This is a genomic window from Streptomyces sp. NPDC054770 (assembly GCF_053611985.1).
This window is the reverse complement of sequence record NZ_JBSHBL010000006.1, coordinates 1-12,485: the sequence shown is the minus strand read 5'-3', so window position 1 is coordinate 12,485 and position 12,485 is coordinate 1. Positions and strand designations below refer to the sequence as shown.

The 12,485-nt window shown below is 73.0% G+C and carries 12 protein-coding genes, 1 pseudogene and 1 riboswitch; of the genes and pseudogenes, 9 read left to right on the top strand and 4 right to left on the bottom strand.

The features are described 5' to 3' along the window. Window position 1: 1 nt before the first annotated feature. Window positions 2–1,459, bottom strand: a complete 1,458-nt coding sequence (locus ACWGKQ_RS07955; RefSeq protein WP_453291017.1) for an aldehyde dehydrogenase — start codon at window positions 1,457–1,459, stop codon at window positions 2–4. A gap of 366 nt (window positions 1,460–1,825) precedes the next feature. On the opposite strand from ACWGKQ_RS07955, the gene ACWGKQ_RS07950 reads away from it, so the two are divergent. Beyond that, window positions 1,826–2,083 carry a hypothetical protein gene (locus ACWGKQ_RS07950; RefSeq protein ID WP_453291016.1) on the top strand — a complete coding sequence of 86 codons (258 nt, stop codon included), beginning with the start codon at window positions 1,826–1,828 and terminating at the stop codon, window positions 2,081–2,083. A gap of 34 nt (window positions 2,084–2,117) precedes the next feature. On the opposite strand, the gene ACWGKQ_RS07945 is transcribed toward ACWGKQ_RS07950, so the two are convergent. After that, the gene (locus ACWGKQ_RS07945) at window positions 2,118–2,660 is read right to left on the bottom strand and encodes a GNAT family N-acetyltransferase (RefSeq protein WP_453291015.1); all 543 of its coding nucleotides are present in this window, start codon (window positions 2,658–2,660) and stop codon (window positions 2,118–2,120) included. A 174-nt stretch (window positions 2,661–2,834) separates the two neighbouring features. Here ACWGKQ_RS07945 and ACWGKQ_RS07940 point away from each other — a divergent pair, with 174 nt between their 5' ends. Next, the gene (locus ACWGKQ_RS07940) at window positions 2,835–3,902 is read left to right on the top strand and encodes an MBL fold metallo-hydrolase (RefSeq protein ID WP_453291014.1); all 1,068 of its coding nucleotides are present in this window, start codon (window positions 2,835–2,837) and stop codon (window positions 3,900–3,902) included. Window positions 3,903–3,912: 10 nt separating this feature from the next. Here ACWGKQ_RS07940 and ACWGKQ_RS07935 read toward each other — a convergent pair whose 3' ends face one another. Next, window positions 3,913–4,494: an XRE family transcriptional regulator gene (locus ACWGKQ_RS07935; RefSeq protein ID WP_453291013.1), complete on the bottom strand. Its 582-nt coding sequence runs from the start codon at window positions 4,492–4,494 to the stop codon at window positions 3,913–3,915. A gap of 257 nt (window positions 4,495–4,751) precedes the next feature. On the opposite strand from ACWGKQ_RS07935, the gene ACWGKQ_RS07930 reads away from it, so the two are divergent. The 3 genes from ACWGKQ_RS07930 to ACWGKQ_RS07920 all read left to right on the top strand — a co-directional run bounded on the left by ACWGKQ_RS07930 (window position 4,752) and on the right by ACWGKQ_RS07920 (window position 7,035). After that, on the top strand, window positions 4,752–5,795 hold the full coding sequence (locus ACWGKQ_RS07930) for a hypothetical protein (RefSeq protein ID WP_453291012.1): 1,044 nt from the start codon (window positions 4,752–4,754) through the stop codon (window positions 5,793–5,795). Window positions 5,796–5,875: 80 nt separating this feature from the next. Next, window positions 5,876–6,136 (top strand): hypothetical protein, encoded by a 261-nt coding sequence (locus ACWGKQ_RS07925; RefSeq protein ID WP_453291011.1) that lies wholly within the window; start codon window positions 5,876–5,878, stop codon window positions 6,134–6,136. Window positions 6,137–6,546: 410 nt separating this feature from the next. Next, window positions 6,547–7,035: an RICIN domain-containing protein gene (locus tag ACWGKQ_RS07920; RefSeq protein WP_453291010.1), complete on the top strand. Its 489-nt coding sequence runs from the start codon at window positions 6,547–6,549 to the stop codon at window positions 7,033–7,035. 172 nt (window positions 7,036–7,207) lie between these two features. Here ACWGKQ_RS07920 and ACWGKQ_RS07915 read toward each other — a convergent pair whose 3' ends face one another. Next, entirely contained in the window at window positions 7,208–7,858 is a 651-nt protein-coding gene (locus ACWGKQ_RS07915) for a phosphotransferase (protein ID WP_453291009.1), read from the bottom strand. A 37-nt stretch (window positions 7,859–7,895) separates the two neighbouring features. Further along, window positions 7,896–8,036: riboswitch (cobalamin riboswitch) on the top strand. 114 nt (window positions 8,037–8,150) lie between these two features. Between ACWGKQ_RS07915 and ACWGKQ_RS07910 the strand changes: the two genes are divergently transcribed. From ACWGKQ_RS07910 to ACWGKQ_RS07895, 4 genes and pseudogenes are all read left to right on the top strand, one after another. Further along, window positions 8,151–9,359: a prenyltransferase/squalene oxidase repeat-containing protein gene (locus ACWGKQ_RS07910; RefSeq protein WP_453291008.1), complete on the top strand. Its 1,209-nt coding sequence runs from the start codon at window positions 8,151–8,153 to the stop codon at window positions 9,357–9,359. Then, complete coding sequence (locus ACWGKQ_RS07905) at window positions 9,356–9,973, top strand: SCO2322 family protein (protein WP_453291007.1); 618 nt, start codon at window positions 9,356–9,358, stop codon at window positions 9,971–9,973. The genes ACWGKQ_RS07910 and ACWGKQ_RS07905 overlap by 4 nt, the downstream gene beginning before the upstream one ends. A 442-nt stretch (window positions 9,974–10,415) precedes the next feature. Further along, window positions 10,416–11,495, top strand: a complete 1,080-nt coding sequence (locus ACWGKQ_RS07900) for a CbiQ family ECF transporter T component (protein ID WP_453291006.1) — start codon at window positions 10,416–10,418, stop codon at window positions 11,493–11,495. Continuing rightward, window positions 11,492–12,472, top strand: a pseudogene (locus ACWGKQ_RS07895) (ABC transporter ATP-binding protein); the annotation flags it as partial. The gene ACWGKQ_RS07900 and the pseudogene ACWGKQ_RS07895, both read left to right, overlap by 4 nt. Window positions 12,473–12,485: the final 13 nt, after the last annotated feature.

Sequence of the window (12,485 nt, the reverse complement as noted above, 5' to 3'; positions counted from 1 at the left end):
CTCACCCCTCCCAGCCGGCCGGCAGGTGGATCATCTTGTGTTCGAGGAACTCGCCGTACCCCTCCGGGCCGAACTCCCGCCCCAGACCGGAGTTCTTGTAGCCGCCGAAGGGGCCCAGCATGTCGAGGCTGAAGGTGTTCACGGAGTAGGTCCCGGTGCGCACCTGCCGCGCGACCTCGATGCCGTGCGCCACGTCCGCCGTCCAGACGCTTCCGCTCAGGCCGTAGTCCGAGTCGTTCGCGATCTTCAGCGCCTCGGACTCGTCGCCGTAGGGAAGCAGGCAGATCACCGGGCCGAAGATCTCCTCGCGCGCGATCCGCATGGAGTTGTCGACGTCGCCGAAGAGGGTGGGTTCGACGTACCAGCCCTTGTCCAGGCCCGGCGGCCGTCCGCCGCCGGTGAGGATCTTGGCCCCCTCCTCCTGGCCGATCCGGATGTAGTCCAGGTTCCGCTGCTGCTGGCGGCGCGCGACCAGCGGGCCCACCTGGGTGGCCGGGTCCAGCGGGTCGCCGACCTTCAGGGCACTCGCCGCGGCCGCGAAGGCGTCGGCGAACTCGTCGTAACGGGACCGCGGGACGAGGATGCGGGTCTGGGCGACGCACGCCTGGCCGTTGTTCATCCAGGCCGCCGGGACGATCCCGGCGACGGCGGCGGCCACGTCCGCGTCGGGCAGCACGACGGCCGCCGACTTGCCGCCGAGTTCCAGGGTCACCCGGGTGAGGTTCTTCGCGGCGACCTCCATCACACGCTTGCCGGCCGCGACCGAGCCGGTGAAGGAGACCTTGTCGACGCCCGGGTGGGAGACCAGGTACTCGCTCACCTCGCGGTCCGCCGGCAGGATGGAGAGGACTCCGTCGGGCAGCCCGGCCTCCTTGGTGATCTCGCCGAGGATGTAGGCGTCCAGCGGCGACTCCGGGGACGGCTTCAGCACCACCGTGCAGCCGGTGAGCAGCGCCGGGGCGAGCTTGGCGGCCGCCACGAACTGGGGCACGTTCCACGGCACCACGGCCGCCACCACCCCGACCGGCTCCCGCCGCACCAGGATCTTCCCCAGCACCCCGTCGCGCGCCTGTTCGTACGTGAAGTCACGCGCGACCCTGATCGCCGCGTCCCACACCATCATCGCGCCGAGCGCCTGCGCGAGGACGCTCCAGGAGTACGGCGAACCGTTCTCGGAGGAGATCACCCGGGCGATCTCCTCGTGCCGCACGGCGATCGCGTCCTTGATGCGGGTGACGACCTCGATCCGCTCGTCGAGCGTCATCCGCGGCCAGGGCCCCTCGTCGAAGGCCCGCCGCGCCACCGCCACCGCCTGGTCCACGTCCTCCCGCGAGGCATGCGGCACCCGCCCGAAGACCTCCTCGGTATGCGGAGAGACCACCTCGATGACGTCCTTGCCCAGGGGGTCGGTCAACTCCCCGCCGATGAACAGCTGTCCGTGTTCCAGGAACTCGGTCATGGCGCCCCGCCACCCTTCCTGACGATGTATCAGAACTGATACCAGTTCTAGTTGAACTAAGCCAGGGATGGGACCGAATGGGTCCCCACCAGCGGTTTTGCAGCTGGTGGGGAGTGCCGTCAAGCCGCGCGGCCGCCAGGGGCCGTCATTACCTCCTCATGCCGCCCGGCACACACCGTCGGCCGCCCTCCGGGTGCGGCTCACGAAGAACCCCCGTCGCGTCGGCGAGAATTGGCCCAAGTTGTCATGTTTTCGCAGCCGGCAGCAAAGTTGTTCGCGAGAATTGCGGATTCAGGGGCTCGCGCAATACCCGCGCAGTTGCAGTCGACCCGAGGCCGACTCCTGCCCTGTCCACGAGGAACACCCATGAGTATCCTCGCTCGCCCGAACACGCGTCGCACACGGCGCACAACGGCCGTCGCCGCGACGGCGATCGCCGCAGTCGGCCTCGGTACCCCCGGTGCGACATCGGCGCCCTTCATCGCCGGCGGCGCGATCATCGTCGACACCGGCCTCCTCGCCCCCTGCACCGGCGGCCCGAACGGATACGCACGCGCCTACGACTCGACCACGGACAAGTGGTCCCCGCGAGTTCCCGTGACGGTCTGCAACCGCTACGACTGACAGGCGGCCGAAGGGCCCCTTCCCGCTCTCGGACCTAGGACTTCGGGCCGGGCCGCCACTCCCGGGCGAGCAGCCCGAGCAGCACCTCGTCCAGGAACTCGCCCATCACCCAGGCCGAGGAGCGCAGCACGCCCTCGCGGCTGAAGCCGTTGCGCTCGGCGGCGCGGAGCATCGCGGTGTTGTCCGACAGGGTCTCGATCTGCAACCGGTGCAGGCCGCGCACGACGAAGCCGTAGTGGCACAGCACCGCGACCACGTCGGTGCCGTAGCCCTTGCCGCGGGCGGACGGCAGCAGCCCCAGCCCGATGTGCGCGAAGCGGTTGTGGGTGTCGATGCCCCACAGCGCGGCGGTGCCGACCAGTGTGCCGCCCGCCAGTTCGACCACGGAGAACCTGACGCTGTCCTCGTCCTCGTCGTCCACCGCGAGCCGCGAGTCCTTCGAGTCGGGCGAGATCGGCCGCCATGGCCGGCTCTCGGCCCGCGAGCCGTTGACCACGTCGTCGTAGAGCTCGGCCCGCAGAACCGGGACGTCCTCGTCGTGCCGGGCCCTGAGCCCGACCGTGCTGCCTCTGAGCATGCGAGTTTCCTATCCGCCCGGACCGGCGGGCGGCAAACCGATTTACGGCGCCGTGGGGCGCGGCGCCGCCGGGTGAACTTCGCCGGGGGCAACCATCTGACGTGTCATCAGTTCTCGTTATAGTGGTCAACGGCCGTGCGGCCGACGGGATCTGGCGGGGGCGGAGGAAGGCTGATGACGGACGGGCTGGGCGAGTCGGCAAAGGTGCGGGCGGGGACGGTGGTGCGGGATCTCGGCGGGGGTGTGCGGTCGGTCGCCGTGCCCATCCCGGACAATCCGCTCGGCCACACGCTGGTGTACGTGATGGACACCGACCAGGGGCCGGTGCTGGTCGACACCGGGTGGGACGATCCCGCGTCGTGGGACGTGCTGGTGGCGGGCCTGGAGGCGTGCGGTACGGGCGTCGGCGAGGTGCACGGGGTCGTCATCACGCATCACCATCCCGACCATCACGGCCTGTCGGGGCGGGTGCGCGAGGCGTCCGGGGCCTGGGTCGCGATGCACGCGGCCGACGCGGCGATCGTGCGGCGGGCGCGGGAGACCCGCCCGGAGCGGTGGTTCACCTACATGGCCGCGAAGCTGACGGCCGCCGGGGCACCGGACGAGCACGTGGCGCCGCTGCGCGACGGACCCCGCCGCCGCACCCCGCCGGGCCTGGCCCCCGCCCTCCCCGACCGGGAGATCCTCCCCGGCGAACTCCTCGGCCTCCCCGGCCGCCGGCTGCGGGCCGTCTGGACGCCCGGGCACACCCCCGGCCATGTCTGCCTGCACCTGGAGGAGGAGCATCCCGCTCACCTCCCCGGCCACGGCCGCCTGTTCTCCGGCGACCACCTGCTGCCCGAGATCACCCCGCACATCGGCCTCTACGAGGACCCCGACGACGCGACCGTCACCGACCCCCTCGGCGACTACCTCGACTCCCTCGAACGCATCGGCCGGCTCGCCCCCGCCGAGGTGCTCCCGTCCCACCAGCACACCTTCACCGACGCACCGGGACGGGTACGAGAACTGCTGGCCCATCACGAGGAGCGCCTCGCCGGCCTGCTCACCCTGCTCCAGCAGCCGCTCACGCCCTGGCAGTTGGCGGTGCGGATGGAGTGGAACCGCCCCTGGGAGCAGATCCCGTACGGCTCCCGGAACATCGCCGTCTCGGAGGCCGAGGCCCACCTGCGGCGCCTGGTGAAGCTGGGACGGGCGGAGGCGGTGCCGGGGAGCGAACCGGTCAGGTACGTGGCGGTGTAGACGGTCCGGCTCAGTTGACGGCGGTCTCGGCGGTGATGAGCATCTCCGCCAGGTCGGCGAGGGTGGCCAGTTGGCGGGCGTTCATCTGCGGTGCGCGGGCCGCCAGGCGGACCAGGCCGCTGTCGCGGAGGCGGGAGAGCGGGTCGGCCCGGGCCTCCAGGCTCTGGAGCACCGGCTGGAGCGCCTCGTACAGCGCCTCGGGCTCGTCGGCGGTGAAGAAGCCGGCCGGCAGACCGAAGAACCGCCGCAGCCGGTCGGTGTGTTCGAGGCTCGGCAGCCCGCTCTTGCGCCACTCGCTCAGCCACTGCCTGCTGGTGCCGGCGATCGCCGCGAGCTCGCCCAGCGAGTACCGCTTGCCGTCGGGGCGGCGCCGGTTCTCGCGGATGAAGTCCAGGCGCTGCCGCACCCGTTCGGCGAGTCCGGTCTCGGGCGCGGCCCCGCCCGCGAGGAGTTCGGCGACCACCGCGACCGGGATCCCGGTGCGGTACGACAGGTCGGCCACGTCCAGCACCTCGGGCAGCCGTCCCGGGCGTCCGGTCAGCTCCCCGAGCCGTTGCAGCACGACGGTCAGCGGGGCATGGGTGTCACTCACCAAGGTCCCCCTGGACGCGCGTGGTTGGTCGGTCGGCCGAGCAGACGCGAGGCTACCGAATCACCGGTCCCGCCCACCAGACATGACAAGGACCACTGCACAAGAGGGCAGTAATCGTTGACATGTGACGGACCCACAGGAAAGGATCACGTCACCAGGCCACGGTCGTACCGACCCGCCCCGGGTGCCGCATATGGGGGAGCGGCATCCGGGGCGACCAGCCGCCCCACCTCCTCCCCGGAAGGTGAGGCGAACCGATGTCACACCCCGTCCTGCTCCTGGGCGCCGGCCGTCGGCGCGCGTACGACGAGTTCGTGCTGACGCGTATCGCCGCGGCCCGCCCGGTCCTGCTGGTGGACGCCGCGCCGCCCGCCTGGGCACAGCCGTGCCTGGCCGGTCACCTCGCGGCGGACCCCGGCAAGGGCGGCGCGACGGCGTCGGCGGTGCTGCGGTTCGCGGCCCGGCACCGGGTCCGCGGCGTGCTGACCCACTCGGACGAGTACGCGGTCGCCGCCGCCACGATCGCCGGGCAGTTGGGGCTGCCCGGCCCCTCCCTCGCCGCGGCCGCCGCGTGCAGCGACCCGCCCGCGCTGCACGCGCTGCTGGCGGGCCGCGCGGTCCCCACCGGCGGCCTCGCCTGGGACCCCGGCACGCCCCGCGTCTCGGCCGAGACGGTCGTCCTGGACGGCGAGATCCGCATCGCCGCCATCACCCGTACGGCCCTGGGCCCGGCGCCCGCCCGGCAGCCGCTGCGGCACACCGTGCACGCCCACGACGGCCTGCTGCACAACCGTTTCCTGCGGCTGGCCGTCGACCGCACCGTGCACGCCCTCGGAGTCGACCGGGGCGTCCTGCACATCGGCCTCGCCCTCACCGACCGCGGCCCCCGGGTCACCGACGTCGTCCCGCATCTCCCGGGCGACCTGATCCCGCTCCTCGTCAAGCGGGCCACCGGCGTGGACCTTGCCCAGGCCGCGGCCGCCCTCGCCGCCGGCGAGGTGCCCGACACGACGCCCACCCGGCAGCGGGCGGCCGCGATCCAGTTCGCCTACCCGGCCGCCACCGGCCGCCTCGACCACCTGGAGCTCTCCCCCGACGCCGCCCACGAGCCCGGCGCCGACCGCATGCTCCTCACCCGGCACACCGGCAGCCACGTCACCGCCGGCCCGCACGCCACCGTCGCCGACCGGCTGGCCCTCTGGGTGGCGGTGGGCGAGACCCCGGCCGACTGCGAGGACGCCCTGCGCCGCATGGCCCGCCACCTGTCGGCGGACATCGCCCCGCTCGCGCACGCGGCCTGAAGGTTGTCCCGTGGCTGTGAGTCCGGCCTGGTCCGAGCCAGTCACCGGGTACCGACCTCGTGGAGGCTGAGACTGCTCCCATGGACATGTCCCTGCACGTGCTCGAGGACGGCGACCTGCCGGCTTTCTGGCAGCAGTTGACGGATCCCGAGTTGCAGCGAATGGCAACTGTGACCAGGAAGTACCACTACGCCCGTGGCTACTTCGACCTGCACGGGGCAAGGGTGCGCGCGGACCCGTCCGTGATCTTGCGAAGCGTTCTCGCCGACGGTGCCGTGGCGGGACATGCCGCTGTCTTCGGGCCGCCGTCGGAGCGTGAGGTCACGTACGTCATCGGGTGAGCGCATCGGGGCCGGGGCATCGCCACCGCGGCCCTTGCCGAACTGATCGAGCCGGAGCCCACGCGGCCGCTGCACACCGACGCCGCCGCCGGCATTGCCGGCTCCATCCGCGTGCTGCGGAAGTGCGGCTTCGTCATCACCGGGAGGAGCCGGTGCTTCGCCCGGGCTCGTGACGAGGAGATCGACCTGGTGCACTTGACGCTGAGGTGAGCGCGGCACCGCCGCCGTGGCCGCTGCCGCCGGGACAACCCGAAGAAAGAGATCAATTGATGCCGGCGATCCCGATCATTCGCCGTCGGCGCTGATGACCGAAACGCCACTGGTGCGGTTGAGGAAGGTGCGGGAGAGTTCACTCCCCAATTCGAATTCGGCATACCGCAAGGGGGATGCGTATGCATTTACGGCGCGCGGTGACGGTCATACTGGTGGCCCTGGGGCTGTTCGCGTTTTCAGCACCCGGCGCGTCCGCGGCTTCCGGGTACTACCTGGTCAACGTGAACAGTGCGAGATGTCTTGCCATTGGCAGCGCGAGCACAACACAGGGCGCGCACGCGATCCAGTGGACCTGCGAGTCCGGACACGCCGAACAGCAATGGGCGTTCACCGGGGTGGCTACGTATACGTACACCATCAAGAACGTCAACTCCGGCCAGTGTCTGGCGATCGGAAATGCCAGCAACACCAACGGTGCCGCAGCTATTCAGTGGCCCTGCGAAACAGGTCACGCCGAACAGCAATGGGTTCTCTACAACGACGGGCACCTGCAGAACGTATCGAGCGGTCTGTGCCTGGCCATTGGTTCCGCCAACACCGCCAACGGCGCCGGCGCCATCCAGTGGAACTGTGAAGGATGGGCGGACGGAACCCACCCGGAACAGGAGTGGGCGTTGACCACCTGAGGAACTGCGCCGCCGACCGACGGTGCACACGAAGACCGGGAGACGCCGAGCGGGCGCCTCCCGGTCGGAGTCGACGGCGAGTAAGGCGAAGGAACTCGTTTCCGCAAAGGAAGTCGAGAAGGAAGCCGCTTCATGGCCGTGCCGTGGGCAGCGCCGGCGCTCAGCTGGGGATCTAGAACGCGATCGCCCGTATCAACTCGCCCGCCTCGCCCAGCACTTCGACTTCCGCCCGGCTCATCGTCGGATTGGCCGCCCGCCGCCGCAGGGCCTCCGCCAGCCCCTCCGCGGTCAGTTCGGCCGGATCGGCGAGCAGGGCCGTCAGCAGGTCGTGGGCCAACGGGTAGGCACCCAGGGCCACTTGGGCGAGGATCACCGCGGACATGCCCCAGTCGAGTCCGGGCGGCCCGTCCTCGGCGTTGGTCCAGTCGATGACCCGGGGGCCGTCCGGGGTCAGCATCACGTTGTCCGGATGCAGGTCGAGGTGGAGGACCCGGGCGCCCGGGTCGGCAGGGTCCCGGCCGGGCACCGCGTGCAGCCGCCGCAGCAGCGAGGCGAGCAGCGCACCGCCCTCCGCCGCGTCCGTCTCCCCCGCCAGCAGCGCCGCCAGCATGGTCGGCCCGGACAGCCGCTCCATGACCAGTTCGGTACGGGACGCGGACGGCCGCACCCGGGGCGCCGGGTAGCCGTGCTCCCGTACGTACGCCATCACCGCGCCCTCGGCGGCCGCGTCCCCCCAGCCGTCCCGGTCCCGGCGCAGCACCCACGCCTCGTCGATCTCGTACACATCGGCCGAACGCCCCGAGCCGAGCAGTCTCCCCGTCATGGCCCGACCATAACGAAACGGTCCCCGCACAGCCCCCTCTCAGCTTCCCCGCGGCGGCCGGTAAGGTAGCCGGGTCGTCATCACCCGTACGGGGGGAAGCCGGTGCAATTCCGGCGCTGACCCGCAACCGTGAGCCACAACAGGTGGCAAGCCGGACCGCCGCGCCCGGGACGTTGATCGGCTCATGTGCGTCGGCGCCCGTCGTCGCACGGCACCGTCGAGGTTTACGGAGCCGAGCCGCCGGGGTGTCCCGTGCTGCCCGGCTCCCCGCAGGGAGAGGCACCCGCCGACCATGACCGTCCTCCGCCGCACCGCCGGGGTGCTGGCCGCCACCGCCGTCATCGGTACCGCCGCGCCCGTGACGACGGCGCTGGCGTCCGACGCCCCGTCCCCGTCCGCGTCGGCGGCCCTCCCCGCAGGGCTGTACGGCAGCTCGGACCCCACGTACGACGGCGTCTGGCGCCAGTCCCTCGCCCTGCTCGCCCAGCGCGCGGTGGGCGTGACCCCGGCCGTGCAGGCGGTGGACTGGCTGGCCGGGCAGCAGTGCGCGAACGGCTCGTACGCGATGTTCCGCGCCGAACCGACGGCGTCCTGTGACGCCAAGGTGTCGGTCGACACGAACAGCACGGCGGCCGCCGTACAGGCACTGGAGGCGGCCGGCGGCCATGAGGACGCCGTGGAGAAGGCCGTGAGCTGGCTGAAGTCGCAGCAGAACAAGGACGGCGGCTGGGGCTACGCCCCGGGCTCGCCCAGCGACACCAACTCCACCGGCGTGGTCATCGGCGCGCTCGCGGCGGCCGGCGAGAACGCGGACAGGTCGCCGTACGACCTCCTCTCCAAGTGGTCCGTCCCCTGCGCCGAGAAGGGTGGCGGCGCCCTCGCTTACCAGCCGGACAAGAAGACGGCGAAGCTGACCGCCAACGCGGACGCCACGGCGGCGGGGGTGCTGGGCGCGCTCGGCAAGGGCTTCGCGGCGACGGCGGGGAAGGCCCCGGCGGAGGGGTACGTCTGCGCCGGCTCCGGCAAGGCCCTCACCCGGGTGGAGGTGGCCCGCAACGGCGCCGCCTACCTGGCGGGCGCCACCTCCGCCAAGGGCTACCTCGTCTCCACGCTGCCCGGCGCCAAGCCCCAGCCGGACTACGGCAACACCGCCGACGCGGTGGTCGCCATGGCCGCGCAGGGCTGGACGAAGCCCGCGAAGAAGCCGTACGCCTGGCTGGAGGCGCACGCCGCGCCGTGGGCGAAGCAGAGCGGGCCGGCGGCGTACGCCGAACTGATCCTCGCGGCGCACGCGATGGGCGCGGATCCGCGTGACTTCGGCGGTACGGACCTGGTGACGGCGCTGAACGCGACGGGCCCGGCCCCGCGGGCGGCTGCCGCGCGGCACACCGGGAAGAAGAAGTCGGGCAGCAGCGTGTGGTGGATCGTCGGCACCGGTCTCGTCGCCGGTGTCGGCATCGGTTTCCTGTTCAGCGGCCGCCGGAAGCAGCAGCAGCTGTGACCGCGGTCCGCCGTGCGGCGCTGCTGCTCCTGGCGGCGGTGGCGCTGTGCGCGACGAGTGCGGGGCCGGCGGCGGCCACCGGGTACCGCTACTGGTCCTTCTGGGAGCGGGACGGCGCACGCTGGACGTACGCCACGCAGGGGCCCTCGACCGCGCGGCCCGCCGACGGTTCGGTGGAGGGGTTCCGCTTCGCGGTGAGCGAGGACTCGGCGGACGCGTCGCAGCCGCGCGGCACGGCGGACTTCGGGACGATCTGTGCCGGTACGGCCGCCGTCGGTGGCAGGAAGCGGGTGGGGCTGGTCGTCGACTTCGGTACGACGGCGGACGCGCCGTCGGGAGCGGAGCCGCCGGCGCGGCGGACGGCCTGCGCGGTGGTGCCCGAGGACGCGACGACGGCGGAGGCACTGGCGACGGTGGCGAAGCCGCTGCGGTACGACACGAACGCGCTGCTGTGCGCGATCGGGGGGTATCCGGAGCGGGGCTGCGGGGAGAAGGTGGCGGCGGGGGGTACGCCGGACAGCGGGCCGTCGCTGGGGCTGGTGGCCGGGGTGGGAGTTGTCGTGGTCCTGGCCGCGGGGGCTTTCTGGCAGGCACGGCGGCGCAGGAATGGGTGACCGCGGCAGTCGCTTCACCGCGGGCCGGTGGGGGCTGATCGCGCAGTTCCCCGCGCCCCTTACGGGGCGCTGCAGTCACGCCGGCTACCTGGCTGCGGGCAGTCATGCCGCAGGGGCAGAACACGTCCCAGCCACAGACAGTCGCACCACCCGCGCAGAACACCTCCCAGCCGCGGGCAGTCGCACCACCCGCGCAGAACACCTCCCAGCCACAGACAGTCGCACCACCCAGGCAGAGCACCCCCCAGCCACAGACAGTCGTGCCACCCGGACAGAACACCCCCCAGCCACAGACAGTCGTGCCACCCGGACAGAACACCCCCCAGCCACAGACAGTCGTGCCACCCGCGCAGAACACCCCCCAGCTGCGGGCAGTCGTGCCGCTGGGGCGGCACGGGTGGGCGCGGCGGCACCCCGCCAGCGCGGGCGAGTGAAACCCCCCGTGCCCCGGCTGCAGCGCCGCTCCCCCGTGCACCCCGGCGCCTGGTGGCTCTGGTCCCTCGCCCTCGGGGTCGCCGCGTCGCGTACCACCAACCCCCTCCTCCTCGCCCTTCTCGTCACGGTCACCGCCTACGTCGTGGCCGCCTGCCGCACCCGCACCGCGCCCTGGTCCCGCTCCTACGCCGCGTTCGCCAGACTCGCCCTCGCCGTCCTCCTCGTCCGGCTCGTCTTCACCGTCGTCCTCGGCTCCCCCGTCCCCGGCGCGCACACCCTCGTCACCCTCCCCGAAGTGCCGCTCCCGCACTGGGCCCAGGGCATCCGCCTCGGCGGCCGGGTCACCGCCGAGGCGCTCGCCTTCTCCCTCTACGACGGCCTCAGGATCGCCACTCTCCTCGTCTGCGTCGGCGCCGCGAACGCGCTCGCCAGTCCGGCCCGGCTGCTGAAGTCCCTCCCCGGCGCCCTGTACGAGCTGGGCGTGGCCGTCGTCGTCGCCCTCACCTTCGCGCCGCACCTGGTCGCCGACGTGCAGCGGCTGCGGGCCGCCCGCCGGCTGCGCGGCCGGCCCGACTCCGGCATCCGCGGCCTGCTGCAGGTCGGACTCCCGGTCCTGGAGGGCGCGTTGGAGCGTTCGGTCGCCCTCGCCGCCGCCATGGACGCGCGCGGGTACGGCCGTGGCGCCGACGTCCCGGACCGGGTCCGCCGTATGACGGCCGCGCTCACCCTCGGCGGTCTGCTCGGCGTCTGCGCGGGGCTGTACGGGCTGCTCACCACCGAGGGCGGCGGCTACGGGCTGCCCGTGCTGGCGGCCGGGGTGGCCGCCGCGCTGGCGGGGCTGCGGCTCGGCGGCCGGCGTTCGCCGCGCACCCGGTACCGGCCGGACCCGTGGGACGCGCGGGCCTGGCTGGTGTCCGGGGCGGGCGCCGCCGTCGCCGCGCTGCTCACCCTGGCGTCCGTGCGCGATCCGGACGCCCTGCATCCCGGGGTCGTACCGCTGGTCGCCCCCACGCTTCCGCTGTGGCCCGCGGCCGCCGTGCTGCTCGGTCTGCTGCCCGCCCTCGTCGTGCCGAAGGAGCCGTCGTGATCCGGTTCGAGGATGTCTCCGTGACGTACGAGGGCGCGGCCCGACCCGCCGTCCAGGGCGTCGACTTCGAGGTGCCGGAGGGTGAACTCGTCCTGCTGGTGGGCCCGTCCGGCACCGGGAAGTCGACGGTCCTGAACTCCGTGAGCGGGCTCGTGCCGCACTTCACCGGCGGCACCCTGCGCGGCCGGGTGACGGTCGCCGGCCGGGACACCCGCACCCACCGGCCGCGCGAACTCGCCGACGTCGTCGGCACGGTGGGCCAGGATCCGCTCGCCCACTTCGTGACCGACACGGTGGAGGACGAACTCGCCTACGGGATGGAGTCGTTGGGGATCGCCCCGGCCGTGATGCGACGGCGGGTGGAGGAGACCCTCGATCTGCTGGGGCTCGCCGAGCTGCGGGACCGGGCGATCGCCACGCTCTCGGGCGGGCAGCGGCAGCGGGTCGCGATCGGATCGGTGCTCACCCCGCATCCCGCGGTCCTGGTGCTGGACGAGCCGACCTCCGCGCTCGACCCGGCCGCCGCCGAGGAGGTGCTGGCCGTGCTCCAGCGGCTGGTGCACGACCTGGGGACGACGGTGCTGCTGGCCGAGCACCGGCTGGAGCGGGTCGTGCAGTACGCCGACCGGGTCGTGCTGCTCCCGGGGGACGGGGCCGCTCCGGTGTGCGGGACGCCCGCCGAGGTGATGGCCGTGTCGCCGGTGTGTCCGCCGGTGGTGGAGCTGGGGCGGCTGGCCGGGTGGTCGCCGCTGCCGATGACCGTCCGGGACGCCCGGCGCCGGGCGACGGCGGCCGGGCTCCGGGAGCGCCTCGCGGGGCGGGCCCCGGAGCGGCGGCCCACGCCCGGTCCTGCGGCCGGTCCCGCGCCCGGTCCTGCGCCCGCTCTCGCCGAGGTCCGCTCCCTCGCCGTCCGCCGGGGCCGGGTCGACGCGCTGCGCGGCGTCGATCTCACGGTCTCCCCCCGGCGGGCAGCCGCAGCTCGTTGATCTC

Bases quoted from the DNA above. Each gene is read 5' to 3' on its own strand.
- ACWGKQ_RS07955 (WP_453291017.1), bottom strand. From the start codon at position 1,459: ATGACCGAGTTCCTGGAACACGGACAGCTGTTCATCGGCGGGGAGTTG.
- ACWGKQ_RS07950 (WP_453291016.1), top strand. From the start codon at position 1,826: ATGAGTATCCTCGCTCGCCCGAACACGCGTCGCACACGGCGCACAACG.
- ACWGKQ_RS07945 (WP_453291015.1), bottom strand. From the start codon at position 2,660: ATGCTCAGAGGCAGCACGGTCGGGCTCAGGGCCCGGCACGACGAGGAC.
- ACWGKQ_RS07940 (WP_453291014.1), top strand. From the start codon at position 2,835: ATGACGGACGGGCTGGGCGAGTCGGCAAAGGTGCGGGCGGGGACGGTG.
- ACWGKQ_RS07930 (WP_453291012.1), top strand. From the start codon at position 4,752: ATGTCACACCCCGTCCTGCTCCTGGGCGCCGGCCGTCGGCGCGCGTAC.
- ACWGKQ_RS07925 (WP_453291011.1), top strand. From the start codon at position 5,876: ATGGACATGTCCCTGCACGTGCTCGAGGACGGCGACCTGCCGGCTTTC.
- ACWGKQ_RS07915 (WP_453291009.1), bottom strand. From the start codon at position 7,858: ATGACGGGGAGACTGCTCGGCTCGGGGCGTTCGGCCGATGTGTACGAG.
- ACWGKQ_RS07910 (WP_453291008.1), top strand. From the start codon at position 8,151: ATGACCGTCCTCCGCCGCACCGCCGGGGTGCTGGCCGCCACCGCCGTC.